44 protein-coding genes are annotated in these 26647 nt (G+C 68.6%); 24 read left to right on the forward strand and 20 right to left on the reverse strand.

Features of this window, described 5'->3' with window-relative positions; translation table 11 throughout:
• The first annotated feature begins 2 nt into the window (after positions 1 to 2).
• From FJ694_RS09925 to FJ694_RS09960, 8 genes are read left to right on the forward strand one after another with little or no spacing between them, the layout of a single operon-like run.
• Positions 3 to 668, forward strand: coding sequence for a hypothetical protein (locus FJ694_RS09925; RefSeq protein WP_157266519.1), 666 nt, complete (start codon positions 3 to 5; stop codon positions 666 to 668).
• A 10-nt stretch (positions 669 to 678) separates the two neighbouring features.
• Positions 679 to 1053 carry a hypothetical protein gene (locus FJ694_RS09930; RefSeq protein WP_157266520.1) on the forward strand — a complete coding sequence of 125 codons (375 nt, stop codon included), beginning with the start codon at positions 679 to 681 and terminating at the stop codon, positions 1051 to 1053.
• Entirely contained in the window at positions 1050 to 1547 is a 498-nt protein-coding gene (locus FJ694_RS09935; protein ID WP_157266521.1) for an HAD domain-containing protein, read from the forward strand. The genes FJ694_RS09930 and FJ694_RS09935 overlap by 4 nt, the downstream gene beginning before the upstream one ends.
• Complete coding sequence (locus tag FJ694_RS09940) at positions 1547 to 1753, forward strand: hypothetical protein (RefSeq protein WP_157266522.1); 207 nt, start codon at positions 1547 to 1549, stop codon at positions 1751 to 1753. Before FJ694_RS09935 ends, FJ694_RS09940 begins: the two co-directional genes overlap by 1 nt.
• Positions 1744 to 2022, forward strand: a complete 279-nt coding sequence (locus FJ694_RS09945) for a hypothetical protein (protein ID WP_157266523.1) — start codon at positions 1744 to 1746, stop codon at positions 2020 to 2022. The genes FJ694_RS09940 and FJ694_RS09945 overlap by 10 nt, the downstream gene beginning before the upstream one ends.
• A 14-nt stretch (positions 2023 to 2036) precedes the next feature.
• Positions 2037 to 2249, forward strand: coding sequence for a hypothetical protein (locus tag FJ694_RS09950; RefSeq protein ID WP_157266524.1), 213 nt, complete (start codon positions 2037 to 2039; stop codon positions 2247 to 2249).
• Positions 2250 to 2251: 2 nt separating this feature from the next.
• Positions 2252 to 2476, forward strand: coding sequence for a hypothetical protein (locus FJ694_RS09955; protein WP_157266526.1), 225 nt, complete (start codon positions 2252 to 2254; stop codon positions 2474 to 2476).
• 17 nt (positions 2477 to 2493) lie between these two features.
• Positions 2494 to 3459, forward strand: coding sequence for a hypothetical protein (locus tag FJ694_RS09960; RefSeq protein WP_157266528.1), 966 nt, complete (start codon positions 2494 to 2496; stop codon positions 3457 to 3459).
• Positions 3460 to 3483: 24 nt separating this feature from the next.
• Here FJ694_RS09960 and FJ694_RS09965 read toward each other — a convergent pair whose 3' ends face one another.
• From FJ694_RS09965 to FJ694_RS10060, 20 genes are all read right to left on the reverse strand, one after another.
• A complete protein-coding gene (locus FJ694_RS09965; protein WP_157266530.1) occupies positions 3484 to 3678 on the reverse strand; it encodes a hypothetical protein in 195 nt (64 codons plus the stop codon).
• Positions 3679 to 3779: 101 nt separating this feature from the next.
• The gene (locus FJ694_RS09970) at positions 3780 to 5051 is read right to left on the reverse strand and encodes an AcrVA2 family anti-CRISPR protein (RefSeq protein WP_157266532.1); all 1272 of its coding nucleotides are present in this window, start codon (positions 5049 to 5051) and stop codon (positions 3780 to 3782) included.
• Between the two features lie 44 nt (positions 5052 to 5095).
• Positions 5096 to 5605: a hypothetical protein gene (locus tag FJ694_RS09975; RefSeq protein ID WP_157266534.1), complete on the reverse strand. Its 510-nt coding sequence runs from the start codon at positions 5603 to 5605 to the stop codon at positions 5096 to 5098.
• A gap of 74 nt (positions 5606 to 5679) precedes the next feature.
• Positions 5680 to 6177, reverse strand: a complete 498-nt coding sequence (locus tag FJ694_RS09980) for a hypothetical protein (protein ID WP_157266536.1) — start codon at positions 6175 to 6177, stop codon at positions 5680 to 5682.
• A gap of 64 nt (positions 6178 to 6241) precedes the next feature.
• Positions 6242 to 6511, reverse strand: coding sequence for a hypothetical protein (locus tag FJ694_RS09985; protein ID WP_157266538.1), 270 nt, complete (start codon positions 6509 to 6511; stop codon positions 6242 to 6244).
• 83 nt (positions 6512 to 6594) lie between these two features.
• Positions 6595 to 7119, reverse strand: coding sequence for a hypothetical protein (locus tag FJ694_RS09990; protein ID WP_157266540.1), 525 nt, complete (start codon positions 7117 to 7119; stop codon positions 6595 to 6597).
• 118 nt (positions 7120 to 7237) lie between these two features.
• The gene (locus FJ694_RS09995; protein WP_157266542.1) at positions 7238 to 7765 is read right to left on the reverse strand and encodes a hypothetical protein; all 528 of its coding nucleotides are present in this window, start codon (positions 7763 to 7765) and stop codon (positions 7238 to 7240) included.
• Positions 7766 to 7856: 91 nt separating this feature from the next.
• The gene (locus FJ694_RS10000) at positions 7857 to 8345 is read right to left on the reverse strand and encodes a hypothetical protein (protein WP_157266544.1); all 489 of its coding nucleotides are present in this window, start codon (positions 8343 to 8345) and stop codon (positions 7857 to 7859) included.
• 30 nt (positions 8346 to 8375) lie between these two features.
• Entirely contained in the window at positions 8376 to 9035 is a 660-nt protein-coding gene (locus FJ694_RS10005; RefSeq protein ID WP_157266546.1) for a hypothetical protein, read from the reverse strand.
• A gap of 51 nt (positions 9036 to 9086) precedes the next feature.
• Positions 9087 to 9530, reverse strand: a complete 444-nt coding sequence (locus tag FJ694_RS10010; protein WP_157266548.1) for a hypothetical protein — start codon at positions 9528 to 9530, stop codon at positions 9087 to 9089.
• A 34-nt stretch (positions 9531 to 9564) separates the two neighbouring features.
• Positions 9565 to 9963: a hypothetical protein gene (locus FJ694_RS10015; RefSeq protein ID WP_157266550.1), complete on the reverse strand. Its 399-nt coding sequence runs from the start codon at positions 9961 to 9963 to the stop codon at positions 9565 to 9567.
• A 34-nt stretch (positions 9964 to 9997) separates the two neighbouring features.
• Positions 9998 to 10429, reverse strand: coding sequence for a hypothetical protein (locus tag FJ694_RS10020; RefSeq protein ID WP_157266552.1), 432 nt, complete (start codon positions 10427 to 10429; stop codon positions 9998 to 10000).
• Positions 10430 to 10456: 27 nt separating this feature from the next.
• Positions 10457 to 10993 carry a hypothetical protein gene (locus tag FJ694_RS10025; RefSeq protein WP_157266554.1) on the reverse strand — a complete coding sequence of 179 codons (537 nt, stop codon included), beginning with the start codon at positions 10991 to 10993 and terminating at the stop codon, positions 10457 to 10459.
• 30 nt (positions 10994 to 11023) lie between these two features.
• The gene (locus FJ694_RS10030) at positions 11024 to 11443 is read right to left on the reverse strand and encodes a hypothetical protein (RefSeq protein WP_157266556.1); all 420 of its coding nucleotides are present in this window, start codon (positions 11441 to 11443) and stop codon (positions 11024 to 11026) included.
• 41 nt (positions 11444 to 11484) lie between these two features.
• The gene (locus FJ694_RS10035; protein WP_157266558.1) at positions 11485 to 11838 is read right to left on the reverse strand and encodes a hypothetical protein; all 354 of its coding nucleotides are present in this window, start codon (positions 11836 to 11838) and stop codon (positions 11485 to 11487) included.
• Positions 11839 to 11878: 40 nt separating this feature from the next.
• Positions 11879 to 14200, reverse strand: a complete 2322-nt coding sequence (locus tag FJ694_RS36670) for a hypothetical protein (protein ID WP_198320786.1) — start codon at positions 14198 to 14200, stop codon at positions 11879 to 11881.
• Positions 14201 to 14270: 70 nt separating this feature from the next.
• On the reverse strand, positions 14271 to 14537 hold the full coding sequence (locus FJ694_RS10045) for a hypothetical protein (protein WP_157266560.1): 267 nt from the start codon (positions 14535 to 14537) through the stop codon (positions 14271 to 14273).
• Between the two features lie 72 nt (positions 14538 to 14609).
• Entirely contained in the window at positions 14610 to 14954 is a 345-nt protein-coding gene (locus tag FJ694_RS10050) for a hypothetical protein (RefSeq protein ID WP_157266562.1), read from the reverse strand.
• Between the two features lie 34 nt (positions 14955 to 14988).
• Positions 14989 to 15228, reverse strand: a complete 240-nt coding sequence (locus tag FJ694_RS10055) for a hypothetical protein (protein WP_157266564.1) — start codon at positions 15226 to 15228, stop codon at positions 14989 to 14991.
• Between the two features lie 8 nt (positions 15229 to 15236).
• A complete protein-coding gene (locus FJ694_RS10060) occupies positions 15237 to 15512 on the reverse strand; it encodes a hypothetical protein (protein ID WP_157266566.1) in 276 nt (91 codons plus the stop codon).
• Positions 15513 to 15701: 189 nt separating this feature from the next.
• Here FJ694_RS10060 and FJ694_RS10065 point away from each other — a divergent pair, with 189 nt between their 5' ends.
• The 16 genes from FJ694_RS10065 to FJ694_RS10135 all read left to right on the forward strand — a co-directional run bounded on the left by FJ694_RS10065 (position 15702) and on the right by FJ694_RS10135 (position 26624).
• Positions 15702 to 15851 (forward strand): hypothetical protein, encoded by a 150-nt coding sequence (locus FJ694_RS10065; protein WP_157266568.1) that lies wholly within the window; start codon positions 15702 to 15704, stop codon positions 15849 to 15851.
• A gap of 14 nt (positions 15852 to 15865) precedes the next feature.
• Positions 15866 to 16693 carry an LPD29 domain-containing protein gene (locus FJ694_RS10070; RefSeq protein WP_157266570.1) on the forward strand — a complete coding sequence of 276 codons (828 nt, stop codon included), beginning with the start codon at positions 15866 to 15868 and terminating at the stop codon, positions 16691 to 16693.
• A 2-nt stretch (positions 16694 to 16695) separates the two neighbouring features.
• Positions 16696 to 16920 (forward strand): hypothetical protein, encoded by a 225-nt coding sequence (locus tag FJ694_RS10075; RefSeq protein ID WP_157266572.1) that lies wholly within the window; start codon positions 16696 to 16698, stop codon positions 16918 to 16920.
• Between the two features lie 644 nt (positions 16921 to 17564).
• Positions 17565 to 17696 (forward strand): hypothetical protein, encoded by a 132-nt coding sequence (locus tag FJ694_RS37585; RefSeq protein WP_259373159.1) that lies wholly within the window; start codon positions 17565 to 17567, stop codon positions 17694 to 17696.
• Positions 17697 to 17698: 2 nt separating this feature from the next.
• Positions 17699 to 17932 (forward strand): hypothetical protein, encoded by a 234-nt coding sequence (locus FJ694_RS10080; protein WP_157266574.1) that lies wholly within the window; start codon positions 17699 to 17701, stop codon positions 17930 to 17932.
• 10 nt (positions 17933 to 17942) lie between these two features.
• Positions 17943 to 18311: a hypothetical protein gene (locus FJ694_RS10085; protein ID WP_157266576.1), complete on the forward strand. Its 369-nt coding sequence runs from the start codon at positions 17943 to 17945 to the stop codon at positions 18309 to 18311.
• Positions 18312 to 18321: 10 nt separating this feature from the next.
• On the forward strand, positions 18322 to 18612 hold the full coding sequence (locus FJ694_RS10090) for a hypothetical protein (protein WP_157266578.1): 291 nt from the start codon (positions 18322 to 18324) through the stop codon (positions 18610 to 18612).
• Between the two features lie 8 nt (positions 18613 to 18620).
• The gene (locus FJ694_RS10095; RefSeq protein WP_157266580.1) at positions 18621 to 18788 is read left to right on the forward strand and encodes a hypothetical protein; all 168 of its coding nucleotides are present in this window, start codon (positions 18621 to 18623) and stop codon (positions 18786 to 18788) included.
• 10 nt (positions 18789 to 18798) lie between these two features.
• Entirely contained in the window at positions 18799 to 19026 is a 228-nt protein-coding gene (locus FJ694_RS10100; RefSeq protein WP_157266582.1) for a hypothetical protein, read from the forward strand.
• A 1074-nt stretch (positions 19027 to 20100) separates the two neighbouring features.
• Positions 20101 to 21309 carry an HNH endonuclease gene (locus FJ694_RS10105; RefSeq protein WP_157266584.1) on the forward strand — a complete coding sequence of 403 codons (1209 nt, stop codon included), beginning with the start codon at positions 20101 to 20103 and terminating at the stop codon, positions 21307 to 21309.
• A gap of 297 nt (positions 21310 to 21606) precedes the next feature.
• Positions 21607 to 21846: an HNH endonuclease gene (locus FJ694_RS37920; protein ID WP_375140207.1), complete on the forward strand. Its 240-nt coding sequence runs from the start codon at positions 21607 to 21609 to the stop codon at positions 21844 to 21846.
• 2 nt (positions 21847 to 21848) lie between these two features.
• Positions 21849 to 22322: a phage terminase small subunit P27 family gene (locus FJ694_RS10115; protein WP_157266588.1), complete on the forward strand. Its 474-nt coding sequence runs from the start codon at positions 21849 to 21851 to the stop codon at positions 22320 to 22322.
• Between the two features lie 79 nt (positions 22323 to 22401).
• On the forward strand, positions 22402 to 24012 hold the full coding sequence (locus FJ694_RS10120) for a terminase large subunit (RefSeq protein WP_232539974.1): 1611 nt from the start codon (positions 22402 to 22404) through the stop codon (positions 24010 to 24012).
• A 3-nt stretch (positions 24013 to 24015) separates the two neighbouring features.
• On the forward strand, positions 24016 to 24237 hold the full coding sequence (locus FJ694_RS10125; RefSeq protein ID WP_157266592.1) for a hypothetical protein: 222 nt from the start codon (positions 24016 to 24018) through the stop codon (positions 24235 to 24237).
• A gap of 5 nt (positions 24238 to 24242) precedes the next feature.
• Positions 24243 to 25523 carry a phage portal protein gene (locus FJ694_RS10130; RefSeq protein WP_157266594.1) on the forward strand — a complete coding sequence of 427 codons (1281 nt, stop codon included), beginning with the start codon at positions 24243 to 24245 and terminating at the stop codon, positions 25521 to 25523.
• Positions 25524 to 25526: 3 nt separating this feature from the next.
• Positions 25527 to 26624: a head maturation protease, ClpP-related gene (locus FJ694_RS10135; protein ID WP_198320787.1), complete on the forward strand. Its 1098-nt coding sequence runs from the start codon at positions 25527 to 25529 to the stop codon at positions 26622 to 26624.
• The last annotated feature ends 23 nt before the right edge of the window (positions 26625 to 26647 follow it).

A 26647-nucleotide genomic window follows, 5' to 3' on the forward strand; every position in this document is an offset into this window, starting at 1 on the left:
CCATGGAATGGTCCTACTTCCTTCCCGTGCTGGTGTTCCTTGCCACGGCGCTGGCGCTGTGGGTCATCGGCGCCTTTGTCGGACGCCGCCGCGACCCGGCGCCGCCAGGCGACCCGGTGTGGGGGCATTCGTCCTGGCTCGACACGCAACCGATGGAGCCCGCGCGCCGCGAGCCGCCGGCCAGCAGCATCCACCCGCTGCCGCGCGTGGTCGGCCGCCACGACAGCGCGGCGTCGCTGGCGCGCAGGACCGTAGCACCGCAGGCGCCGCCCATGCCGGCCGCCAAGGGTTGCGCCGCCGGCTCCAGATGCTGCGGCGGCTGCTCGACGCCCAAGCGCGCCACGGTGCAGGCGCCGCCGCGGCGCAATCCGGGCGAGCCACCCAAGCCGGCCGCCAGCGCCAGCCGGGCGAGGGATGCGGACGCAGCCGGCGACTACGGCAGCGCACGCGGCCTGGTGGAGTTCGGCGAGGCTCCGGCACCCGCGCCAGCGGTCGCCACCTTCGCCAGCAGCATGGGCGGAACCTTCGGCGGTGGTGGCGCATCGAGCCGGTGGGAGTCACCGGGCGACGCCTGCTCCAGCCGCTACGACAGCGGCAGCAGCTGGTCGTCGAGCGACAGCAGTTCGAGCAGCAGCGACAGCGGTTCGTCGTCTTGCAGCAGTGATTGAGAAGGAAACCATGAAAGTCCTGATCGACGGCGTCCAGTACGCCCCCATTCCCGAGCCGCAGACCGACAAGGGGCTTCTGGCCGCGCTGGATGTTCGCTTCGACAGCGATGCCGGCGAAGGCATTACCGTGCGCGACTACCTGCGCCGGCTACTGGAAACCCTGTGGGACGAGGGCGAGTGCTTCAGCGGCAAACGGCCGTTCGGCAACAGCGGCTGGGAATGGGATCTCTTCCACCCGCTGGCTGTGGCCGGCTTCATCCCGGGCACGGTGCAAGACGGCGCCATCATCGACCTTGACGACAAGCAGAGGCGCGAAGCCATCGCCTTCGTCCGCCGGCTCATCGTGGCTGCGTTCCATGGCGTGCAGGAGGGCGAGGCGCGATGACCAGACTTGTGTTTCTGGACCTGGACGGAGTGGTTAACAGTACCCGCACGCAAGTCGCCTTCGGCGGCTACCCGCAAGAGCTTCACCACCCGCAGTGGGACGAGGTCTCGCTGGCGCTGCTGCGCCGCTTGAGCCACAGCGCCGGCATCCAGTTCGTTCTGTCCTCGGCCTGGCGCAACTTCTGCGACTTCAAGGACGCGGCCAAGGCGCTCGATCTGCCCATCATCGACCGCACGCCGAGCCTGTGCGGCTGCCGCGGCGACGAGATCGCACACTGGCTTGCCGAGCACCCCGAGGTCGAAGCCTGGGCCATCCTGGACGACACGCCGGACATGCTTGAAGAACAGCAGTCCCGCTTCGTGCAGACGAACCCGGAAGAGGGGTTGTCCTGGGCCAACTTCGTGCGGCTGTGTGACCTGTTCGGCGAGAGCCCGTTTGCCGGCGAGGCGCGGCGGCGGGAGTGGCGCACCGAGAAGCTGGCCTGGGAGCGGTGATGACACCCATCAAGTTCACCCGCTACGCACCCCACATGCCCGACCCGTGGATGGTGGCCGAGCAGATCGTGCGCTGGCACCGCACCCAAGACTCCAGCCGCACGACGCTGATCCTGGCCAACGGGCAGGAGGTCTGGGTCGCTGAAACGCCCGAGCAGGTCGCCGAGGCGATCCGCAAGGCGCAGGAGGGCCGAGCATGCGCCTGAGCGTCGATCCCGAAGACCCCGACTTCCTCGATGGCTGCAATCACATGGGCGTGCGCGTGTTCCTCGACGGCACGGAGCGCAGCGAGGTCGTCACCGCGGACGAGGAGCGGGGATTGTTGGTCCGCTACGTCACCGACGAGCGCGGCAAGCTGGTGTTGAACGCGGCCCGGACCGAGCCATTGCGCGAGACGCTGCACGGGGCCGTGGCCATTGAGGCGCCGCACTTCCTGCGTGCGATCCAGGCTGAAAAGGAAGGGGCTGGCCAGTGAACACGGTTGCGGACATGAAAGCCCGCGCGCAACGCCACCTGGACGGCTGCCGCGTGAATACCGACCGCATGGCCATGGACGTGCTCGCGCTGGCCGACCTGGCGGAGCGGCTGCAGCAGCAACTCCACGAGCAGCGCCAGCCGGCGCAGGCCGCCGCGCGCGCGAGCGGGCCGATGGCTGGCGCCATTGATGACATCCTGGCCGGCGCCTTCGGCAAGCAGGGCTGACCGTGGCCGCCGCACCGAAGCCCATCGCCGTGCAGCAGCTGCGCGAAGCCCGCGCCGCGCTGGAGCAGCGGCTGACCACCGCCATCCAGCGCCAGCTTCTGGACTTCGAGGCCGCAACCGGACTGCAGCCGGTTGCCATCGAGGTCCGCATGCTCGCCGTTGCCTTCTTGAGTGATTCCCGCCCGCGGCATGTGCTGGACGGCGTGCGGGTGACCCTGGACATCTGAAACCACCGGAGTAGTACGTGACGGACGAAAAACCCAGCATCCGCGAGCAGTACGTCGTCGCGATGAACTCCACGCACCTGGAAGCGCACGCGGAGCGACTTCGCGCGGTGGACCGCTTCATCGTGGCCGGCTGGGTCGCCGGCGGCGCGGTGGAGCGCCAGCGCCTGCGCCGAGTCGAGCAGCGGCGCCGGCTGCAGGGGCTGCCGCCGATCCCTGCGCTTGAGATCCCCGTGCCGGGCGCTGTCGCACCGGCGCGCATCACCGAACTCGGCCCGCTGCTGCTGCGTCTGGCGCAGGAGTGGGACAGCGTCAAGGCGCAGCACGCGCTGTCGCTGCGCTGGCAGGAGGCCCGCGAGGTCGCCATCCGCGAGACGGCGCGGGACCTGGCGCGCGAGCAGCAGGCGCTGGCCAAGGCGCCGGGGCGCGATGCGTCGCGAGCCGTCGAGCTCGCCGAATCCCTGCGGCGCCAGCAGCGCGAGGCACACGGCACCGCCGTGAGCGAGCAGGCCATGATGCTGACGAAGCTGCGGACCTTGCCCGCGGCACGAGAGGCGCTGGGGCGCTGGGCGCTGGCGCAGGCGTCGAAATGGCCGGTGCAGGGGTTACCGCACCACGCGCGGCCGGCGCAGGTCCGCGAGGCCATGGCGGCGAACCCGCTGCCGAACGATGACGGCGTCATGGCCATCGTCGGGCGCGTGCTCAAGGCGTGGCTTTCACCGCGGTGCGCGGCCTGCGGCGGCACTGGCCTGGTCTTTCAGCACGCCAGCGGCAAGAAGGCCAAGCGCACCGAGGCTGAGGCGGGCTATGGGCACCTCACGCAATGCTCGTGCGGCGCCTGCAAGGGAACTGGCCTGGTGCGCGAGTCGCTGGGCGAGACGGATTCCGAGCGGCGCTTTGCGCACCACCTGCTGGACCGTATGGGCGAGATGCTGACCGAGGTCGAGCGGGCGATGCGGGACTTTCTGCGGGGGCGCGAGGCGTAGCGGCTCGGAATCGCCCGGAAGGGGTCAAGCCGGCCGCTCGGCGATCCAGTGCGTGCCCTCGCCGAACTCTGCGCAGCACATCGCCACCTGGCGCTCGAAGCTCGCGAGCACGGCGTCGGTCTTCAGGCGCCAGGGGCAGCCGCCGGCCAGGCCGTTCAGGCGCCACTCGATCCGAATTTCCACCGCCGCGGCGCCGTCGGTTTCGGGCTGGTCGCTCATGGCGTAAATCCTCTGGAAGGGGTGCTGTGCAACTAAGCTTGAACTGATCTGCGCGTCTTGTGCAAATAGCCTTGAACGGGTGCCAAACCGCCGGAAGGGGGTCAAGCCTCGCCGGCCACGCGCCGGATGACCGTCGGCAGCTTCGCCGGGTCCTCGATGTTCACGGGGATCGGTGGCAGCCAGTTCAGCTTGAAGCGCCGCGGCCCGGTTCTCGGGCCGGTCCAGACGCCGTGCCAGTGCGCCGCTCGCACGTGTGGTCGCATCGGCGCCCGGCTGCCGTCGATGGTGATTTCAGGCTCGCGGCGCGCTGCATGCGCTGCCCGGATCGCGCCACCGATGCGCACCGCCACGTCCCACTCGCGCGGCTTCTGTGGCGGAAAGAGGCGCGGCCCCCGCTTGGTCTTCACCGGCTCCGGCCGCTGCGGCATCTCGCCGCCCAAGTCCGGCGCGTCGGTGCACAGGTACAACGTGAGCGACAGGATCGGCATGACCTGGCGCATGACGCGCGCCAGCGCCTCGGGCGGCAGGGTGTAGCCGGGGTCCAACTGGCGCACCGCGCGCTCGACGCACTCCGGCAACGACCACGGGCCCAGCGCGATGGCGACCGAGTCCAGGGTGTCGCGGGCCAGGAACGTGATGAGCAGGTGGGGATGGGTGTCGGGCTGCCCCGGCGCATGGCCTGGATCGAGGCCGACGAAAGCGCCCGTGAGCGGGTCCGGCGCACCCTGGCCGACATCCATGCCCGGCGTCTCGATGAAGACGCACCACTCCGGCAGCCGGGTCAGCACGTTGTGCGGGATGTCGCCCCTGACCTCGGTGTCGATGAGCGCCCGGTACACGTCGGGGTCGAAGCGGTAGACGCCCTGCGACGGCCGCCAGGCGCCCAGCAGCGTCAGCATCGTGGCCTGGTTGACGGCATCCGCCGCGCTGATGCCGCGAGCGCGCAACTCGGCTTCGATCTCGTGCAGCACGAGATGCGACGGGATGAAGCACCACGCGGGCCAGATGGCCTCGCGCGTGGTCTTCGGGATCTCGCCGCGGCGCGCGCGCACCACGTCGAGCCGCCTCCACAGGTCCGGGTGCGCCATCTCCACGCCCTTGAGCGCGGCGCGGGCCTGCATCGCCGCGGCGATGGCCGGGCGGCCAATGTCGCTGCGCACCTCCAGGCCGATCGCCTCGCACACCGCATCCGGCGCACCGCCGGCCTCGCGGTGCAGGCGATACCAGCGCTCCATCACGTCGCCGGCATCAACCTGCGCGAGGTCAAGGCCGTTGCCTTGCGCGAATGCCTGCAGCGGCGCGACGTTGAAGCTGATGTCCAAGCTCACCGGGTCGCGCTTGATCGCGAGGTCTGCGAAGCGAAGGCCGGGCACGAGGCGAAGCCGGGAAAGGGGGTCGGGGGCGAAGGGCATGAGCGTTAAGAGTCGGCGTTTCCGCCGGAGAGGGCGGCAGCGCCAGCCTCGGCCGCCTCCAGCGCTGCCTTGACATTCATGGCGACATCCATCACGTCCTCCACCACTTCGGCGGCGGTCCATCGCTTCTGTTCCATCGGCGTGAAGCCGGTCACCGGCTCAAGGCCGCGATCCTCGCGCCAATCGTTGAAGTGTTCGAGCAGTGCACGTCGGAAGTCGTCTATGCGCTCCTGCCACTCCGGCGACAGCGGCGGCAGGTCCACAACATCAGTGCAGTGGCCGTAGTCCCAGCCCCACCAGTACCAGCCGGCAGGGCGCATCATGCCCTCGCCCTCGCCCTCAAACGTGATGCCCCAATGGCACCTGAAGTCCAGATCAGTGCCGGCGGCCCAGTGGTCGAGCGGGACGCCAATGTAGGCCAGCAGCGACATCGGGCCACGCAGCACCAGGGCGCGGAGCGGCGTGCCGGCGATGGGGAAGTCCGCGAGCGGAGGTTGAGGGGTGAAAAATTCCATGGGTCGGGGCGCGCGTTGCGCTGGAAGAGGTCGGCCCGGCGGGCGGCCGGGCCAGGGGTTGCACGGGAAGGGGCTCAGCGCCCCGCGCTCTTGGCCCACTGGCCGTGGCGCTCGACCTTGAACGCCCAGCCGGTGCTGTAGGAGCACTCGATGCCCGCGGCCAGGACGCCATCGACCCAGACGTTCGCGCTGCCGCCGTCGCCGTCGCCGGCCCACCGCATTTCCTGCTGCGCCGCCCGAATCGCCTCCTCAACGCTGGCGGCCGGTTTCGAGACGGCGCCGCAGGTCCACCGCACGCCCTTCACGCGCTCGGCCTCCTTGCGCTTTTGCAAGTGGGCCGTGGCGTTGTCCAGCGAGCGGAAGGACACGACGCCATCGGGCGGGTACGGGCCGCCCTGGTCGCGCGGATCGCCGGTGTAGCGGGTCTGCGTGTCGTCGCGCCCGGTGATGTCCGTGACCGTGCGCCGCATCACGCCATCGGCGCGCCGCTCCACGAGGATGATGCGATCGCCGCTGCTGAAGGTGCCGGGGTTCTCCTTGATGCCGCCGACGGGCTGCCAGGTGTCTTGCATGGTGAATCTCCTGCGAAGTTGCAACGATGCCGGCGGCGCGGACCGCCGGTGAAAGGCGGAAGGGTCAGGCCTCTTGCGCCTCGAGCGCCGCCCGCGCTTCGCGCTGCATGCGGTCCCACTCGCCATTGCCCTCGTGCACGTCGCGCAGCCAGGCCAGGCCCACGGCCGAGATGCGCTCGATGGCATCGGTGGACAGTTCGCAGTTGCAGCCGTTGCTTGCGTAGCGGTCGATGCTGTCCGTGTCGTGCAGCGCGGCTTCGACGGCGGCGCGGTCCTTGAGCATGTCGCCGGTCTGCTCGATGTAGCCGGACAGGATGTTGAAGAGGTCGGGCATAGGGGCTCCTGGGAAGTGCGGGAAAGGGTCTGCCTGTGCGGCAGTCAAGGCGCACCACGCTGGCGCAGCGCGCCGGGTGTGCGTCAGCCGCGGCGCACCGCGTACTCGTAGGAGCGGCCCGCCTTGTCCATGAGCCAGCCCAGCTGCGTGCCGCTGTAGATCGTCTCGTCGCCGTCGCGCTCCTCGTCCGTGAGCGTCAGACCCTCCACGGTCACGATGTCGTCGCGGTCGAATGTGGCGCTGGCGCGGCCCTCCTCGGCCACGATGGCGGCCTCCATATCGGAGCCGTCGGGCTCGCAGGCGATCAGCAGCCCGGTGCTCTTGAGGCAGGCAATCGTGTAGGTCGGCGCAGCGTTGGGAAACGCCTTGTCGAGTTCGCGATCCCACAGCGATTGCACGAAGTCCCGCACGCCGAAGCCGTCATCCCAGCCGCTGTCGCCATCCACGAACAGTTGGTCATTGCTGAGGCGGTTGTCAGCTCGCGCGGACACCTCGGCGTCCGGGAACTGCTCGCGCAGCCGCTTTGCCACGTAGGCCGCCCAGGTGGCTGCATCGGCTTCGGTGGCGTTGCCCATGGTCTGTGCGGTGGCGATGAATTCGATCTTCATGGCTGGTTTCCTGGGAAGCGTGCCGCGCGCTGCGGCGGGTTTGTCGGGGATCAATCGCGGTGAGGCGATGGATGAATATTAGGCGAATGGCATGAAAACCACAAGCCCCTAGATTCATTCATTCGGATGACTTCACAACCAATCGCAACGACGGGTGCTCCCCCAGCCGCAGCAGCAGCAGCTCATGCGCCGCCGGCTGCGGTCGCTGCGCCGACACGCCGCCGCTGCGCCGGTAGCGGCTGAAGGTGTTGGGGTCGGCAATGCGCATGAGCCGCGCGCCCTGGGCGTTGCTCAGGCCGTGCGCCTGCGCCAGCGCCTCGATGGCGGCGCCGTCACAGGGAGGCAGCGCCGGCAGGTCGCGCTCCGGGTGCGGCTCGGTGCGCGTCTCGTCGCGCCAGGCCAGCCGCAGCGTCGGGTGCCGGTCCAGGCGCAGCAGCAGCATCTCCAGAGTCGCCGCGGGGATCGCGCGCAGGCCGGTGCGGTAGCGCGTGAAGCTGACAGAGTCGAGCAGCCGCACCAGCGCCGCAGCACCCGCGTCTGTCAGGTTGTGCTGGCGCGCCAGGCGCTCGACGGCTTCCGGCGTGCCCGGCGGCAGTTCGGGGATGTCGTCGGCGCGCGGGCGCGCGGGGGCTTGTAGGGCAGGCATTCGTGTTTCCACTGCAAGGGGTGGGCGCAGTATGTCGCCAAGCGCCTAAATGCGGAAGGGGGGTGCGGAAAGGTCGGGAAGGGGTCGGGCTTCAGGCACCCACAGCCTCGGCCACGGCATCCGCGGCACGCTCGCACAGCAGCTGGTGCTGCTCGCCCGGCGTCAGGTCCAGCGGCGCATGCCACGCCTCGCGCAGGATCAGTGCGCGCCCGTCGCGCCGCCGTCCGGCGACGGTCAGCAGTGCCCGGGCCGGGTCGTAGTGGGCGGCGTAGATTTCGGCGCGGCCGTCGTCCAGCGCCAGAGCGCGGGCATCGGCAGTGATGTCGAGCACACCGGCGCGGCGCAATGCGGCCTGCATGGCGCGGCGGCAGGCGCGCGCGGTTTCGAGCAGCAGCCGCCGCAGTTCCGCGGGCAGCGTGCCGGCGGCGCGCCGGGCCTGGGCCGCGGCCTGCAGCACCTCGCGGCGCTCGCGCGCCAGGTCGGGCATGAGGATTTCAAGCACGTTGGCGCGCGTGCGCGGGTCGTGGAAGGGCGCGGCGTGGCAGGCGTCGGCGTACCAGGCGAGGTGTCCGATGAGCATGGCGGGGATCCTGTAAGCGGCGGAAGGGGGTCAGGCGTCCATGGCCGCAGCCATGTCATGCAGCCGCTCGGCCAGGTCTGCGGCGACTTGTCCGAGGTCGTCGTCGCCTGCGTTCAGCAGGCGCTTTTCTGCCTGCTCGCACAGCGCTAGGTGCAGCGCGCCCATGCCACCCAGGCCCACGGGCGGGCGGTACGTCCAGTACATGCCGTACACCTCCCAAACCTCGATGACGGACCCCGACCACTGAATGGCATAGAGGGGGTCGCCGTCGGCGCCATTCATTGCCCTGATGGGCTCAATCGCGGCCAAGAACTGGGCTTTGCTGAAGCCCTCGGGTGCTTGCACCTCGGCAACGCGGCAGCCGCAGGCGTGCATGGTGCTGGTGTTCGGGTCGAAGAACACCGCGGCCGGCGCATCGAAATAGTCATAGCTGGAGCGCTCGGTGCGGACCGTGGTGCGGCGCGCATCGCCGCCCATGAGCAGCGTGCGCACATCCTGGGTGATGTCGATGAGTTGGGCCGGCGTCGGGCTGGATTCCCCGGGAGGGGTGAAGGCCAGCGCCTGGGCAACGCCTTCTTTCCATGCTTGCGCCGTGCGTTCACCGATCCGGTACAGGCATTGCCCGGCGCGGTGGAAGTCCCAGGCGGTTTTCAGGCTGGCGCGCTGGGCTTCGGTGAGGGTGGGTTGCATGATCGGGGCTCCTGAATGCGTCAGAGGGGGTGCGGATTGCGATGGAAGGGGTCAAACGTTGCGCGCGCTGGCGATGGCCGCATCAATGCCCGTCATGTCATAGCCGCCCTTGCGCAGCGTGCGATGCGCGCGCTGAAGCTCCGCGCGCAGCGTCTCGACCTGGCCGCACGGTTCGGCGGGCTCGGGCGTCGCTGCCGGCGCGGGCTCGAAGTGCGCCATGAGCGCCGGCACGCAGCGCCAGCCGCGATAGGCACCACTGCTGGTCATGCTGCCGTCCGGGTCAACCGCCAGCGAGCCCCAGCCATCGGCGCGGGGCAGGCCTTCGGGCCAAATGCACATCAGGCCCGGGCAGTTGGCGTGCTCGGCAACGATGAACACCATGCCGGCCGGGAAGGTGGCCGCGTTGCGGGTCCAGTCGTTGCGCGCGCGGCGGTCGTGCGCCGGGTTTGGCACGTCGGCGGTGAGGTGGAAGCGACCAGGGATGAGGGTTTGCATGTCGGGTTCTCCTGTCAAAGGCGCGAAAGGGGTCTCAGCACTGCGCCGCGCGCGGCACCTTGATGTGGTCGGGGATGGTCCAGCTACCCAGGGCGAACGTGAGCAGCGCATGCGCGGCCTGCGCACGCCGCACACACACGCAGCCCCAGGCCGTGGCGTCGCGCGAGTCGGCATCAACCCACGCGCAGTGCGCCGCCACCAGCGCGGCATGCCGCTTGGTCCAGCCGCGCCGCGTCTTCGCGCGCTCAACGGTGGGCTGGCGCAGGCCGCGGGGCTCGGCGAGGTAAGCCAGCGCCTGGCGGGTGAATTCGTTGCAGTCCTCGGCAATCTGCAGAGCGCGCGCGGTGTCCTCGCTGGTGCGCCGGGCTTCGCCTTGCGCATCGGTCTGCCGGCGGATCAGGGCATTGCCCCGGTGTTCTGCTGCTGCGCCCATGGTGCTGGCTCCTGTTGTTAAGCGCCGGAAGGGGTTAGGCGATAGCCAGGCCGGCAGCAGCCCGCGCGAGGCGGTGCCGGTAGAAGCGAAAGGGCGCGCCCGCCACCAGCACATCGCCCAGCGCCCAAGCCGTGGCCAGCGCATCGGAAAGCCCGGCCTCTCGTTGGCACGCGACCCTGAATTCCATCGAGATCTCCACGCCGCCGTCGATGGCCTTGACCTGAATCCCCGGCGGCGGGGACTCGACCGCGAGGCCCGCGGGCGTGGCCACGGTGCAGCGCAGTTCCCCGCTCGTCAGCGTCCAGCCCGTGGCGGGCTCGTAGAACGATGCGTGGACGTTCTCGTGCGGGGCGGCCTGCTTCCACAGTGGCAGCTCGTGGATTGCGCCGCTGATGCGGTCGGCGTACTTGAGGGCGAAGGCGGCGCAGTAGCCTTCGCGGCACAGATCGGCGAGTGTGATTTCCATGGCGTTCTCCTGAAGCGGAAGGGGATGTCAATCGGCCAGCGCTTGCGCTGCGTCCGAGAGGTCGTCGGAGTCGTGCGGCTCGATGTCCTTCGTGCCACAGGCTGGGCATTCGTCGTTGCACATGCAGTCCCATTCGTCGGACCACTCCACGCCCGGCTCCTCCGGGCATTCGTCGTGGCGGTAGTGGTTGCGAAACCAGGGGTTGCTCATGGCGGGCTCCTGTGAAACGGCGGGAAGGGGACAGAACTCCGTGACGGCCTCGGCCACGGCCTGCGCCGCGAACTCGGCCAGCGCGATTGCCTGGTCGCCGAATCCCATGTCCAGCGGCAGCCAGTAGGCCGCGCGCACCTCCAGCGGTTGCCCGTCAGGCTTGCGCCCGGTCACGGCCAGCAGGCCGGCGGCTGCGTCGTAGTGCGCCGCCTCGATCTTGATGTCCTCCACGGGCGTGACATCGCCGAAAGCTGCCGCGTGCCATTCCAGCGCGCGGCGCACGTCATCAGTGATGTCCAGTGGCGCATGGCCTGCGTAGTGGGCAGCTTGGGATTGCGGGGCGGTGGTGTGCATGGTGGCTTCTGTCAAAAGCGGTGAAGGGGGTCAGAACAACGCGGCCGGTGCATCGGCCTGCGCCAGCGCGGCGCGGTACGCGCGCACCGCCGCAGCGTTGACGCCCGGGGCGATGCGGGCGACAGCATCGGCCGCGTGGCCGCGCAGTTCGGTGAAGTAGCCGACGACTTCGCCGGCTGGCGTGCGTCCGTAGTCCTGTGTCATGGCTTCGAGCCGGGAGTAAACGCGGCCGTCGGCACTGCGGATCGCCGATACGCGCCAAGCCCAGACGGTGGCCGGCAGGTCATAGGTCTTCTGGTCGTAGCCGCGCACCTTCGTTTTGCGCGGCAGGATCTCGGACGACACGGCGCGTTCGCCCTCGCGCAGCGGCACGGGGGCGCTTGCGCGGTAGGGCATGGGAGCGACGAGCGGGCCGAGGTTCACGGTGAAGGCTTCGCCGGTGGCGGTCATGGTGGGGGCTCCTGTGTCAAAGGCGGGGAAGGGGGCGAGGCTCAGAACCCGTGCGCGGCCAGCATCTCGCGCGGCGTGGCGTCAACGAAGCCCAGCGCCAGCAGCACGTCACACATGGCTTGCGGCGTCACGTCCCGGCCGTCCATCTCGGCCACCGCCGCGAGGAGGTCCGGGCACTGCGCCAGCGCCGCCCAGGAATCGTGGAAGACGCGCAGGCACGGCGCCGGGCCGCGGTCGAGCTTTCGCCACTGCAGGACGATTTCCCCGGACCCCTTCGGGGTGCGCACGGTCAGCGTGATCTCGTCGTGAATGCGGGCCTCGGCGCGCACGTGGTGCGCATACCAGGCGGCACCGAGGTGCGAAAACTGGCGCGCGGGCTTGGCGGTCTTGTCCATGGTCTAGGGCTCCTGTCAAAGCGGCGGAAGGGGGTACGGGTCAGGCGTTGCCCTGGGCCCGGGCGACGCGGTCGAAGATGGCGCGCACGTGCGGCGGCATGTCTTCGGGCCCGATCAAGTCGCCGTCCGGGTCCATGAAAAGCGCGTCGTCGCCGATGGGGTCGAATTCGCACCCGTAGCCGGTGCCGTGCAGCGCGGCGTGCATCTGCGCGCACCAGGCGGCGCGCTGCTCGGGCGTGGGGTCATCGCCACATGCGGTGATGGCGGCATCCCGGCGCGTGGCGCGGACATGGGCCACGGCGCGGCAGTTGAGGCAGGCGCCGCAGCCGCAGGCCTCGGCGGAAACCTCGGCTTGCCAGAAGTCGGCGACGGTGGGCAGGGTCACGGCCTGGCCGTCGTGGCGGAAAACCGCGTAGGGGGTCGAGTCGGGCATGGTGCGATCTCCTGCCGCCGCTGCGCGCGGCGGTCTCAATTCACGGGAAGGGGTGAAGGGGGGGCGACTGGCGCTGGCCGGTGGCGCCTGCGCGCCCAGCGCCACGGGCCGCAGCCCTCGTGCCGCTCGCATGCCTGCCGTGCCGCAACGCGCCCGGATGCGTGCGCACCGCACCAGCTGCTGCGCGAGCCGCGCGCGCCGCGGCCAGGCTGGCGCCGCGTGGCGCACCCGGACCCGTCGAGCCGGCGGCGCGCTGGCGCTGGTGCGCTCCCGCGCTACCCGGCTTGCCAGGTCCGCGCCGTCGTTGCGCTGCAGCGTGGCCACGCATTCCGCGATGTCGTCAGCCCAGGTCCTGTAACCGCACCCGGGCACGGCGCCCGCGTGCATGTAGCGCGTGGCGCAGCGCCCGGCGCGGTAGTCGGCCACGGTCGGCGGCGCCGCGATGCCCCAGACGTGCGCGAGCCATGCGATGGCGCGGCCGATCAACGCATCCACGGCGGCGCGGTCCGCGGCTGGCGCTGGCGGTTGCGCCGCAGGGGGTGCGCTTTCCACCGGAGCGGGGCCGGGCGCCGTTTCCGCCGCAGGGGGTGGCGCCTGCGCCGCGTCATATTCGGCCAGGAGCGCATCTGCTGCCGCGTGGTCGAGCTCGCGCGCGTTGATCCGCCGGATCAGGTCGGCCGCGAAGTTGCCCCGCTGGAAAGCCGCGGTTGTCGCGAGCCGGTCTAGCGCGCCATCGTCGCGCGTGGTGAATCCCTCGCCGACGGCCAGGCGCACGCATTGCGCCATGTCGGCGTGCAACTCGTGCCCGGAGAATCCGCGCGCGTCGAATCGTTGAATCCGCCACCGGCCGCAGCCGCCCACGTCGGGCAGCACGAATGCCCAGCGCTGGCCGTCGCGATGGCGCAGGATGCCTCCATCCGTGAAGTCTCCCGCGGCGCGGATCTCGCGCGCCAGTTGCGCCGCCGCTTCGCGCGCCATGCGAACCAGCGAAGTGACCGGGCGCCCGGGCGCGTAAAGCGTGGCGGGCCCGGGCGGCGTGGCGGCTTCGCTTTCCATCGGAGCGGGCGCCGCCTCCTGCGCGATCTCGGCCGGTGCGGCGCTTTCCACCGCAGGGGCTGGCGCACTGGCGCCGCTTTCCACCGAAGCCGGGTCCGCGGCTTCGTGCTCCTGGGTGGTCTCGTGCTGCGCCGCGATGGCGCGCGCTTCGTGATAGGCGCGGAAGGCGGCCGACTTCGCCGCGTCGCCGCTCAAGCCGTCGCACGCCTCGAAGGCGGCGCGCGCGGCGCGCTGGTCATACTCGGCCGCCTCTTCAATGGCGCGGATCATCCGCAGCCGGTATCCCTGCTCGAATTCGTCGCGGTGTATCAGTTCCAGCCGCGCGACGGCATCCGCCACGGTGCGCGGCGCGCCCTTGTCGCGGTTCGGTGCCGCCAGCCCGGACGCCTCGTGAATGATGTAGATATGGCCATCGTCGGCGCCGCGCGTGATAACCCAACGCCGGCCCTCGTGCTCGACGCGCTGCACGACTTGATGCAGCGCAGGAACGGGGGCATTGCCGAAAAACACCGCGCCGCCGCGGCCCTCCAGCGCGGCCAGCGCTTCAATCCGGGCGCCGGTCTTGAGCAGCGCGCGTGCCGTGGTGAGGGGGTTTGCAGTGGGCACGGTGCGCGCCGCCGGCTTGCGCCGGGCCTTGCCGTCGAAGGCCGCCGCGTTGCGCTGCACCTCCTGCGCCAGCGCCAGGAGTCGCGGCCGAGTGTCAAGCACGCGCAATGCGCCGCGCGTGCCGTGCGCGTCGGTGTACTCGAAAGCGACGAAGTCGGTCGCGGGCCGGCGCGGCGCGTGGCCGCGTGGCGCTTCCGGCGCCGGGCGCGTGAGCGGCGCCACCTCGGCCGCCGCCTTGATGCGTGCAATGAGGTCCTGTGCGGACATAACGAAGCCTCCTGCAGCGGCGCGCGTGGCGCCGCCGGGTGAGTGGGGAGCGGAAAACCGGGGAAAGGGGTTAGGCCGTGGTCTTGTGCACCCCGCGCGCCGTCGCCTTGTCGAAGCCGGCCGGCTTGCGGTCGTTGCGGTTCGCCATCTGCAGATCGGCCACATGCGGGCCCGGCGCGGCGGCGCTGAAACGCGGCAGGTACTCCAGCGCTTCCGCAAAGGTCATCTCCCGGGTTTCCTCGGCCAAGGTGCAGCCCGGGCCAAAGGTCATGGTCACGAAGTGGGCGGAAAACTCCGCGCGCTGGGCCTTGAAACGAAAGGCGTAGGTCTTGGCCATGGTGCGATCTCCTGCAAGGCAGCCGCCGCGGCGCGCGACGGGTTGAGGTGGAAACGAAAGGGCGGGAAGGGATCAGGCCGCAGCCGTCGTGCCGTAGCGCTTGCGGGCCTTGGCCAGCGTGGCGCGGAATTTCTCGACGCCGACGCGGTCGGCCAGGTCGGCGACCTGGGCGCGCGCGGCCATCGCGGCGGCGCTTTGCGTGAGGTGCGCACTAGTGCAGGGGCAGCCCTTGTAAGTGCCCCACAAGCGGTGCACGCGCGCGCCGCTCGCCGGATCGGAAACGATCCATTCGCTTTGCTTGTCCGGCCGATGCAGCGCCAGCGCTTCCGGCGTGCCGTCGATGTCCACGGCGAGCGGCAAATACTCGACGGCATCGCCGCGCGAGCCGTCCGGGTTGCGGAGGTGGAATTTCGGCATGGTCTGCACTCCTGGGCGGTTGATGCGGAAGGGGTCAGGCGCAAGCGCGAAGCGCGGCAATCACGGCCGCCGTGCGCGGGTTCGCCGTCGAGTAGTTGCGCGCGATGCGGTCGGCAAAAGCGGCCAGCGAAAGCCGCTCGCCGCGCTGCACGAGGTATGCAAAGCAGTCCACGCCATGGCGGGCCGTGGTGAGCGTTTCCGGGTCCGCGTGGGCGGGCAGCGCGGCGCGGGTGGCGTTGACGCGGTCGCGCTCGACGTAAAAGGGGGTTTGCATGCGCCGCCTCACGCCTTGCGGATATCGAAGACGGCCAGGCGATACCCGCGGCGCGGCTCGACGGTGCACGAGATGGCGACGGGGCCGCACAACAGCTGGTTCAACTCGGCCGCGTCGCGCATCTGACCGGAGCCGATTTGCATGGTCCGGCCGTTGCCGGCGCGCACCAGCTCGCGGCAGCACTGGAACTTGGCCGCCGGGTCCATGGCATCGAAGGCGGGCAGCGTTGCGCTACCGGCGTAAAAGGCTTGACTCAGCCCCTTAAGTATCACGGTCACTTTCACGGCAAAACCTCCTGTGTCGGCACCCCTGCGGCGCCGGGTTCGCTTGATGCGTGAACACAGAATAGGCGAACGGCATGCAATGCGCAATAGACCATGGCACACAAATGAGTGCATTGCGTTAAACATGCCAAACGCCTAATCTTTAGCCATCCGATCAACGCGCCGCCCGGCGCACCTCGTGGAGGTCGTATGTCGCCGCTTTCGTCAATGGCTCTGGAGTACGCCTTAAACGTCTTGATCCATGCCCGCCACTGCGGCGGCATCGCCGCCAGGCTGCAAACCGCGGCCCTCATTCACTCGACCGTCAACGCCATCCGCGCCGCACGGCGCGCCATCTGAAAGGACCACGCACCATGAATGCAGACGCTCAAAACGTCATCGGACTGGGGATCGAATACACCGGCGACATGGCCAACACCCCGGGCCGCGGCGCCGTGGTGGCCGTGCGCGAGGGTTTCGGCGGTCATGCGGCGCTGGACATCATCTTGAAGGACGGCCGCGAGTGGCGCGCCGTGTCGCCGCTCAGCATCAAGCACCCCGGCGAAGAGGGAAAGCCGGGCGCCCGCTTCCACGCGCTGCCGCTGGTGCTCACCGCTGAAGAGGTGGCGGAGCTGCAAGCCGGCGCCGCCATGCGCAAGGCCAGCGAAAAGGCCAAGGCCGACGAAGCCGCGGCGCGCTTTGCGGCCGAGTGCACGCGGCTGCGCCAGGAATTCCCTTACCTGGAGGTCGGCCAGTATTCCAAGACGGCCGCCGCGAACTTGCGCAAGATGCTGAAAACCGCGTTCCCGCGGGTCAAATTCTCGGTGCGGTGCGACCATAGCAGCATCAATGTCCGGTGGACCGATGGCCCGACGGCCGCGGCAGTGTGCGAGATCGCGCACCGCTTCAAGGCGGGGCATTTCGACGGCATGACGGACTGCTACGAATACAGCCGCAGCCCGTGGGGCGAAACCTTCGGCAGTGCCGAATACGTGTTCGAGCACCGGGAAATTTCGGATGCGCTCCTGGCGCGCGCCATCGAAGCCGCCGCACAGAAGCATGGCCAGAAGGACCGGCCCAGCGTCGCCGACTACCGCGCCGGGCGCGCGGACCGCGTCAGCCCGTTGTCTGACACCTGGGGCGGCGCCTATTGCTGGCAGTCGATCATTTACCGCACCGTCAACGAGATGGCAGGGGAGTGACCATGGAACGCACCTACTGGCTTTCCGTGCTGCGGCGCCATGACAACCCGGGCCGTTTCAACATCCCCGGGACGGTTTCGGTGCTGGTGCTGCGCGTCACCGTGGCGCAGCCGCTGGAATGGGTCCGCGCCCACGCCGACGAGATCGCCCAGCGCGCGCACCCGGAGCCGTACTGCGCGCTTTGGCTCGACATGCAACCGCCGGAAGGGGTGAAGCTGGGCGCCTGATTCGCTGCGCCACCTCACCCGCCAGGCCCGCCACGCGCGGGCCTTTTGCTTTTCCGGGTCTCAATTCCCGGGAAGGGGTCCGCAAAACCGGGAAAGGGGGTGCGCCAGGCGCGCGGCGCGCTGGGCGTTTCCGCTGCAGGGGGTTGTGAAACCCCGGGAAGGGGTCCGGCCGTGCGGCGCAGCCGGCCGCCGCTTGGCGCCAGCGCCGGGGCGACGGCACCAGCTGCGCCGGGCGCCCGGGTCGATCTCGGCCAGCGCCGCCAGCGCGCGCCGCCGCGCCGCGCCAGCGCTGCAGGTCGAGTGCAGCGTGCGCCATGCCGCAGCCGCGCCACTGCGGTGCGGCAGGTCGAGCACTCGCACCAGCGCGCGCCGCGCCATCTGCCCGGGCCCATGCCCTGGAGTGCTCATGACATGCGGCAGCGCGCGCCGATCAATCGACCGGCGCGCATGCGGCAGCGCTGCACCACTGGCGCAGCCGCTTCTATTAGTAGCGCGCTGCAGGCTGGCGCGCGCCACTCATTCGAGGGGTAACAGGGCTTGTGCATTACATGCCAACCGCCTATTCTACAGACATGCAAACCGAAGCACGCCAACAAAGCCAAGCCGAACAACCGGCCTGCGCGCGCTTTGGGTCTGGAGTCGCCATGCGCCAGTGGTTCAAGATCGCCGTTACCGACCGCACGACGGGTGAATACCTCGTGCTCAGTGTGTATGCGCACGACGTGAACGAAGCGGCTGACGTGCCTTCGTGGGCGAAGTTTGAAGCGGTGCTGTGACCATGGAAGCATTGAAGCAAAGCCGCCGCGCAGTGATTGCGTACCTGATCGGCGCCGCCGCTTTCCTTGCGCTGGCCATCTTCGCCGGTATCCACTGGCGTGAGCCCTTGGCCATGCGGCTTTGCATCGGCGCCGCTCTGGCCGCGCTGGTGCTTTTCGGCATGGCGGAAGGCGAAGCATCGGATTATTTCAAGCGGAAGGCGAACGGCGGCCGTCTGCCGATTGCCCACTACTGAGGTGCAAGCCATGGAAACCCGTTTTTTCATCGCCGGTGAATTCTTCACGCTGGCGCAGATGCTGGAAGTCAATTCCGATGCGGAAATGGTCTGCGAATGGCTCAAGTCCGCAAAGCCCGGTGATGTCATGACCGGCTTGCATGAGGAGGAGGTCCGTTGCGTGGCTGCCGCGCCGCAGGACATGACCGCGCGCGTTCTGCATCTCGCGAATGGCGCTCACGTCGAGTACGAATCGCCGGTCTTCACTTGCGGCGCGGCAGTGCATGAGGGCATGACTCCGGCGCTTTCGCTCATGCTGTCCGCGCGCGAACTGAGGCACCGCGCCGCAATGATGCTCAAGTCCGCCACGCGGATGGAACAAGCGGCGCAACTGGTCTGAGGTGCAAGCCATGCCAGCAATTGCCAACTACACCCACGCTGCCGAAACCCAGGGGCAGCAACCCGACACGAAGCCGGGCGCCTACTTCGTGTCCGTCGTCGATGGTCAGCGCGTAGGGCTGCTCTTGGGCCCGTTCGTGGACAACCACGCTGCAGCGCTGGCGCGCGTAGACATGGTCCGCGCCAAAGCGGAAGAAATGGACTCGCGCGCAGTGTTCTATGCGTTCGGTACTGTGCGGCTTGATGCGGACCACCCGCGCGCCGAGAAGCACGGGATTCTCAATTCACACTTTGGGATGTGAGGTGCGCCATGACTATCGGCGAAGCAATCGAGCACGCAAAGCAGGAGGTGAAAGCTGGCTTTGCTGGGGCGTACATGGTCGAGGATGGCCGGGTCTTTGTCCTTTTGGACGATGGCCGCGCATGGCGTGAATTCTGGCCATGTGAGTTTGAATATGACCCGGCTTTTGATCTGTGAGAGGTGAGCCATGGAACTGACGACTACCTATGCCGCATGGCAACTGGCCGCAAAGAAGATGGTGGCCGATGCCTGCATGGTCGAGTACCGCAAAGCGAACGACGGCAAGAAGCGGCATGTACCGTACCGCATCCCGGAGTGGTGCATGCCGCTGCTGAATGCAGTTGAGCGGGACGACGAAGAAGAGACGAAGCGAATAATGCACGCCGTGCGCATCGGGTGCCTCACGCTGGTCTAGCGTCACCTCACCTCAGCAGCGAAGCCCGGGACAGCCCGGGCTTTTGCTTTTGTGCCCCCCAATGGCCCGGCTTGCCCGGGCTTTCGTGCGTCTGGGCCCAGCGTGGCGCGCGCGGCATGGATCGACAGGAGCGGCCAGCGCTGGCGCAGTGTGGCGGGATGCCGCAGGCACCAGCGCTGCGGATCGGCGCGGCTTGCCATGGCTTGCAGTGGGGACGCCAGTGCAGGGAGTGGCGTCCCCACTCGGCCAGCGGCAGGCACCAGCGCGCGGCAGGAGATCGCAGGAGCGGCGCGCCACGGGCAACCCGGGCCACGCCAGCCACGGCACGGCATGCGCGCGGCAGCATCAAGCGGCAGGCACTCGGCCAGCGCGCGGCAGGGATGCCCGGGCCCGGTGCTGGCGCGGCGCGCGTGCTCGAGATCGCATGCTTGCATGCTGGCGCGCGCTGGAACTCCGCGCCCGGGTCGAGTCAGGCAGCCATGCGCCGCGCGCTGGTGCTGGTGCTGGTGCGCCAGCGTGGCCAGGGTCAAGCGGCGCGGCGCGCGTGCTCACCTCGGCCAGCGCATACCGGCGCAGGAGGTGGCGCGCGTGCTCAGGTCGAGCGGCGCGCGTGGACTCGGCCAGCATCAAACGGCGCGCGCTGGTGCGGATCGGCAGTCAATCGAGCGGCGCGGCAGCTGGTGCGGTAGGAGCAGGAGCGGCAGGGATGCGGCGCGCCGATTCGGCCAGCGCCAGCGCCACGCATCAAGCGGCAGGAGGTGCGGCGCGGCGCGCGCCACCTTGGCCAGTGCTGGCGCGGCAGGGGTGAGCGGCAGGGGAGCAGGGGAGCGGCGCGCGGCGCGCTGGCGCGGCCAGCCGCCACCCCCGGGGCGGCGCCAGGTCTTGCCAGCCTGCGATTACAACACCACCTGTCTATCCCTTTTCGCACCGCCGAGGGATAGAGGAAAAATTTTGGGCACGCGCACACATGGGTTTTTATCCAGTATTTCGCCCTGAAAGCGAAAATGGCGAGGCTCGGAAGTGCTTGCAACACCACCGAGCCTCTTTCCACCCCAACCTGTTTGAGAGGTTGAAATGGACGACGGCAACTATAAGCGCCTGAAGGTCGGCGCACTGCAAGGCTCACTGCGTTGGCTGGTTTATTGTTCACGCCCAGGGCGGGGTGGGCCACGCCCCAACTCTGGTGGCAAGCGGCCTGGCGCGGGTCGGCCGCGCAAGCATCCGATTGATGAACCCAAGAAGCCGCGTACCAAGCAATGCGTGATCTGCGGGGCTGACTACGCCGTGACTCGGGGCAGGCAGAAGTATTGCGTCCCGTGCGGGACGGAGCGATGTCTGTCGCAGCACCGCAGTCGGCATGCCTGCGAACATCCGAAGCCGCTTTTCAGCAATGGCCGCGAGCGCAAGCACTGCTATGACTGCGTCCCGGCGCCGCCGAAAAAGCCCAAAAAGCCAAAGCCTGAACCAAGGCGCGTCCGGCGCTACGGCTGCCTCGTCGAAGGCTGCCAAGGCAAGCATGACTCGCTAGGCTATTGCACGCGGCACTATGAGCACATCAAGCGTTTTGGTGAAATTCGGGAAGACGCAACGCACTGCCGACACTGCGGGATAGAGATAAGTGTCAAAAATGTCAAGAGGATGTATTGCAGTAAGCGATGCGCCACTGAAGCCTGGAGAATAGCAAATCCAGAGCGCACGCGGGAGTTTGAGAAGAAGCATTCTCAGCAAACATATTGCACATACTATGCAATTTATTGTTCTGATTGTGGAGAAGCATTCGGCAGTCGTCGGATGAAGTCGCGATGCGATCCGTGCAGAACAGAGTATGAGCGAGTCAAAAGCAGCGAAAGTAATTACGCCGCCAATCTCAAGAAGCATAATGATGCCGGCGCTGTAGTGAAATGCAAAGAATGTGGAATTGAGTATTGTCCGTTATACGGAAACAAGGGGCGAGACTTGTGTTTTGATTGCGCCCGCGCCAGAAAAAGAGCGGCAGTGCGCATAAGCAAAGTGGCTCGAAAGATGCGCCAAAGAGGCGTGACCTCGGAGCCTGTCAATCCGATAAAGGTATTTGAGCGCGACGGGTGGCGCTGCCACCTGTGCAGGCGCAAGACGCCAAAATCGAAGCGCGGAACTTATGCGGACAATGCGCCTGAATTAGATCACATTCTTCCAATATCTCAGGGCGGCAAGCACGCATATTCAAATGTCGCCTGCTGTTGCCGCAAGTGCAATTGGGACAAGGGCGCCAAGCCGCTGGGACAGCTTCTGCTGATCGGCTGACACACATGAAACGCGCAACGTCTTGACGGCAGGCGTTGCGTGTGCAAGCAAACAGCGCATAGAATCGCGCCACGTCCCGTTCCGGTGCTGCCTGCGGGAACGAATTCGCCGCCGTGGTTGACGGCCCCCGCCACCCTCAAGGGCGGAGCGTTCCCGGGCGAATCCTGAAGGCCAGCACCGAACCGAATCACCAAGCCCGCCGCGCGCACGCCCGGCGGGCTTTTTCATGTCCGGCTCGCCATGACTGAACGAGTCCGCGGCCACCGTCTCCGCCAGTTCCGCGACTGGTACTTGCGCATGCACCCGCTCTGCGTGCGGTGCAGCAGCAAGCAAAGGGTCACGCTCGCTACCTGTTTAGACCATGTGAAGGCACTGGCCAACGGGGGCGATGATTTCTTTGACCCGGCGACCGGCGCCTGGCGCACGGAGAACGCGCAATCTCTTTGTGACGATTGTCACAAAGAGAAATCCCGCAAGGATTTGGGCTATCGGCCAAGACCCCGGATCGGACTCGATGGCTGGCCGGTGAAGGAATAGCCATGCCGGGCCCGCCCCCGAAGCCCTCGCACCTAAAAATAATCTCCGGCAATCCTGGGAAGAAGCCGCTCAACAAGCGCGAGCCCAAGCCGCGCCGCGAGATTCCCAGCTGCCCCGCGCACCTGCCCGACGAGGCCAAGGTCGCCTGGGGCCGCATGTCTGTGCTGCTCGACCGCATGGGCGTGCTCACCGAGGCCGACGCCTACGCCCTGGAGCGCGGCTGTGCGGTGTACGCCGAGATCCTGACCTACCAGAAGCTGGTGGACGAGAGCGGCGCGACCTACACGACGACGAGCACGCAGGGCGACACCGTCATCAAGGCCAACCCGGCGGTGGCGATGCTGGCCGACGCGGACCGGCGCTTCAAGGCGTGGCTGGTGGAGTTCGGGCTGACGCCGGCGGCAAGAAGCAAGGTCCATGTCCAAAACCCCGACGACGCCGAAAAGAAGGACCCGCTCAGCGAATTCTTCGGATAAAGCGAAGGCGCCGCCCACCGATCCCGTCACCGCCTACGCGCAGTCGGTCGTTGACGGTGTCCGCATCGCCGGCCCGCATGTGCGCGCCGCGTGTGCGCGGCACCTGCGCGACCTGGAGTGCGGCCCGGCCCGCGGCCTGAAGTGGGACTCGGACGCCGCCAACAAGGCGCTGCGCTTCTTCGAGAAGGTGCTGAAGCTCAACGGCGGCGACTTCGAGGGCAAGCCCTTCGTGCTGCTGCCCTGGCAGCAGTTCGTCATCGGCAGCCTGCACGGATGGAAAGGCGCCGACGGCTGGCGGCGCTTCCGCGTCGCCTACATCGAGACGGCCAAGGGCTCGGGCAAGAGTCCGCTGTCGGCGGGCATCGGCCTGCACGGCATGGTGGCCGACAACGAGGCCCGGGCCGAGGTCTATGCCGCCGCGACGAAGAAGGATCAGGCCATGATCCTCTTCCGCGACGCCGTGGCCATGGTGGACCAGTCGCCGGAGCTCGCGAAACGGCTGACCAAGAGCGGCACGGGTGAGCGCTGCTGGAACCTGGCCTACCTCCAGGCCGGCAGCTTCTTCCGGCCCGTGTCGTCGGACGATGGACAGAGCGGACCGCGCCCGCACATCGCGCTGATCGACGAGTTCCACGAGCACAAGACGAACACGGTCGTGGAGATGATGCGCGCCGGCACCAAGAGCCGGCGGCAGGCGCTCATCTTCATCATCACCAACAGCGGCTCCAACAAGCAAAGCCCCTGCTGGCACTACCACGAGTACGGCGCCAAGGTGGCCGCGGGCACGCTCGAAGACGATGCCCTGTTCACCTTCATCTGCGCTCTGGACGAGAAGGACGACCCCTTCGCGGACGAGTCCTGCTGGGTGAAGGCCAACCCCTCGCTTCAGGACGCCGACCTGCCGGGCATGAAGTACCTGCGCGAGCAGGTCACCGAGGCGCGCGGCATGCCGTCGAAGGAAGCCATCGTGCGGCGCCTGAACTTCTGCCAGTGGACCGAAGCCGAATCGCCATGGCTGTCGGCCGACGTGTGGAAGTCGGTGAAGCTGGAGTTCGACTGGCGCAACCTGCGCGGGCGTCGCGCCTGGGGCGGGCTGGACCTCTCATCGACCACCGACCTCACCGGCCTGGTGTTCCTGGTGGAGCCGGAGCGCAGTGGCGAGCCTTGGCTGCTGGTGCCGTTTTGCTGGCTGCCTGACGAGGGCCTGCAGAAGAAGGCCGACAACGACAAGGTGCCCTACGTGGCCTGGAAGGCCAAGGGCTTCCTGGAGACCACGCCGGGCCGCGCGATCAGCAAGCGCGTCGTGCTGCAGCGCCTCACGGCGCTGGCCGAGTTCTTCGACATCCAGAAGATCGCCTACGACCGCTGGCGCATCGAGGATCTGATCGCTCTGGCATCGGACGAAGGCATCAGCCTGCCGCCGATGGAGCCCTTCGGCCAGGGATACAAGGAAATCAGCCCCGCCATCGAGGAATTCGAGCGGATGCTGCTCAACGGCGAGCTTGCGCACGCCGACCACCCGGTGCTGAACTGGAACGCCAGCAACGCCGTGACGGTCCAGGACGACGCCGAGAACCGCAAGCTGTCCAAGGAAAAGGCCACCGGCCGCATCGACCTGATCGTGGCTGCCGTCATGGCCGTGGGCCTGATGGCGCGCGAGCCGGTCGCCGAAGAATCGTTCTGGGAATAGCCCATGTCCAACCCCTCTACCACCGCCGCGCGCCTCGCCTCCGGCCTGGTGCGGGGAAGCCGCGCATGCGCGGCCCTGGCAGCCGCCTCCATCCCCGACGCCCTGGTGCTGGGCGGCTCGGCCGCGCTTGCGCACGGCGCCTGGCTGCTGCTGCCCGCGGCGGGCTGGCTCACCGGCGGCGCGCTGGCGCTGGTGGCCGGCATCCTGGCGGCGCGCCGCGGCTGAAGCAGGTGAGCTTTTTCGGGAAACTGCTGGCGCCGCGCGAGCGCCAGGCGCAGGCCTGGGGTGGTGAGGGCTTCTGGGAGTCCTTCGGCTTCGGTGGCCGGGCGAAGTCCGGCATGGCCGTCACGGTGGACCGGGCGCTGCAGGTGACCGTGGTGCTGGCCTGCCTGCGCGTGATCGCCGAAGGCGTGGCGCAGGTGCCGTTCGCCATCCACCGCAAGCGCAAGGGCGAGGCCGGCGGTTCCGACGTGGCTGACGACCATCCCTTGCACTGGCTGCTGTCGCGCCGGCCGAACCCCTGGCAGACGAGCTTTGAGTTCTTCGAGCAGGTCGTCTTCCACACGGCGCTGTGTGGGCGGTTCATCGCGTTCAAGAACGTCGTGCGCGGCCAGGTGCGCGAGCTGATCCCGTTCCTGCCCAATGAGGTTCAGGTCGAGCAGGACGAGTTCCGGCGCCTGACGTACCGGGTCACGAGCCGCAACGGCGAGTACGCGGTGCTTTCGGCGGATCAGGTGTGGCACGTCAAGGGCCCGGCCTGGGACCTGAAGGACGGCTTGCAGATCCTGAATCTGGCGCGCGAGGCCATCGGCCTGTCGATCGCGGCCGAGGAGTCGCATGCAGTGATGCACGCCAATGGCGGGCAGACCAGCGGCGTGTACTCGATCGAGGGCACGCTGAACAAGGATCAGTACAAGACCTTGCGCGACTGGATCGCCACGCAGGTCACCGGGGACAACCGCTTCCGGCCCTTCGTGCTGGACCGCGGGGCCAAGTACACGCCCACCACGATGACGGGCGTGGACCAGCAGCACCTTGAGGTGCGTCGTCATCAAGTGGAAGAGATTTGCCGGGCGTTTAGGTGCGCGCCATTGATGGTCGGTTACTCCGACAAGACCGCCACCTACGCCAGCGCGGAGCAGATGTTTCTCGCGCACGTCGTGCACTGCCTGGCCCCGTGGTATCGGCGCCTGGAAATGAGCATCGACGTGAACCTGCTGACCGACGCGGAGATGCGCAGCGGGCTCTACGCGAAGTTCAACCCCAACGGCCTGATGCGCGGCGCCCACAAGGACCGCGCCGACTTCTACCGCTCGCTGTTCGACATGGGGGCCATCAACCCCAACGAAATCCGCGCGCTGGAAGAGATGAACCCCTACGACGGCGGCGACACCTACCGCGTGCAGCTCAACCTCACCGACGCCAGCAAGCCGACACCGGACCCGGTGCCGGGCGCGAGCGGGTTGCAGCAGCCGGCTGCGGAACCGGCGTCGGCTCCCGCCGAGGAGTAGCCCATGGGCAACCGCAACAACGCCGGGCGCGTGCTGAGCGCGCGCAACGAGCAACGCATTCGCGACGCGCAAGACGCGCTCGCCGCAGTCCTGGCCGAACTGCCGGCCGCGGACGACGACACGCAGGAAGGAAACACCATGGCCAAGCCGATCATCGACTTGAGCGCCCTGTCGGCCACCGCGCGCAACCGCGCACCGCAGGCGCTGGGCCCGGGGCACGTGCGCGTGGCCGCCAGCACCGAGGAAGCCGACACCGCCGACGTGTGGATCTATGGCGACATCGGTGGCTGGTGGGATGGCGTGCAGGCCGAGGACTTCGCCAAGGAGATCGCCGCACTCGACGTGAGCACGCTCAACGTGCGGCTGAACTCGCCCGGCGGCGCTGTCTTCGACGGCACGGCCATCTACAACGCCCTGGCCGCGCACCCGGCCAGGGTCATCGTGCACATCGACGGCATCGCGGCATCCATCGCCTCGATCATCGCCATGGCCGGCGACGAAATCCGCATCAGCGAGGGTGCGAGCATGATGATCCACAAGCCGTGGAGCCTCGCAATCGGGGACGCGGAGGCCATGCGCAAGGAGGCCGACGTGCTCGACGGGCTCCAGGAGGGCCTGGTGGACATCTACGCCGCGCGCACCGGCGCGGACCGCGCCGACATCCAGGCTTGGGTGAACGCCGAGACGTGGTTCCGCGGCCAGAAGGCCGTGGACGAAGGCTTCGCCGACGTGCTGGTGCCGGCGAAGAAGAAGGAGGACAAGAAGGCCGCCCGCGCGCACGCGCGCTCGGCCATGCTGCCCCTCTTCCGCAACGCTCCGCAGGACCTGCTGGACGCCGGCGGCGACGACGCCAGCGCCTCCAACGAGGTCCGCATCCTTGAACGCCAACTGCGCGACGTGGTTGGCCTCTCCGCGGCCGACGCCAAGTGCGCCATCGCACTGGCCAAGGCCGCACTGCACACCGGGCCTCGCGACGAGATCCGGGAACCCGCCGCTGCCGCCGCGCCCGCGCCGGCCGCGGCTCCACCCGCCCCTCGCGACGAGGGCGCGACCGAGCTCCAGCGCCTCGCAGCCTTCCTGAAGGCCCTGCCGAGCGCCTAGAGCCCGCTCCCTCCCACCAGCCC

It is taken from the genome of Azohydromonas aeria (assembly GCF_009760915.1).
Classification (GTDB): Bacteria; Pseudomonadota; Gammaproteobacteria; order Burkholderiales; family Burkholderiaceae_C; genus Azohydromonas; species Azohydromonas aeria.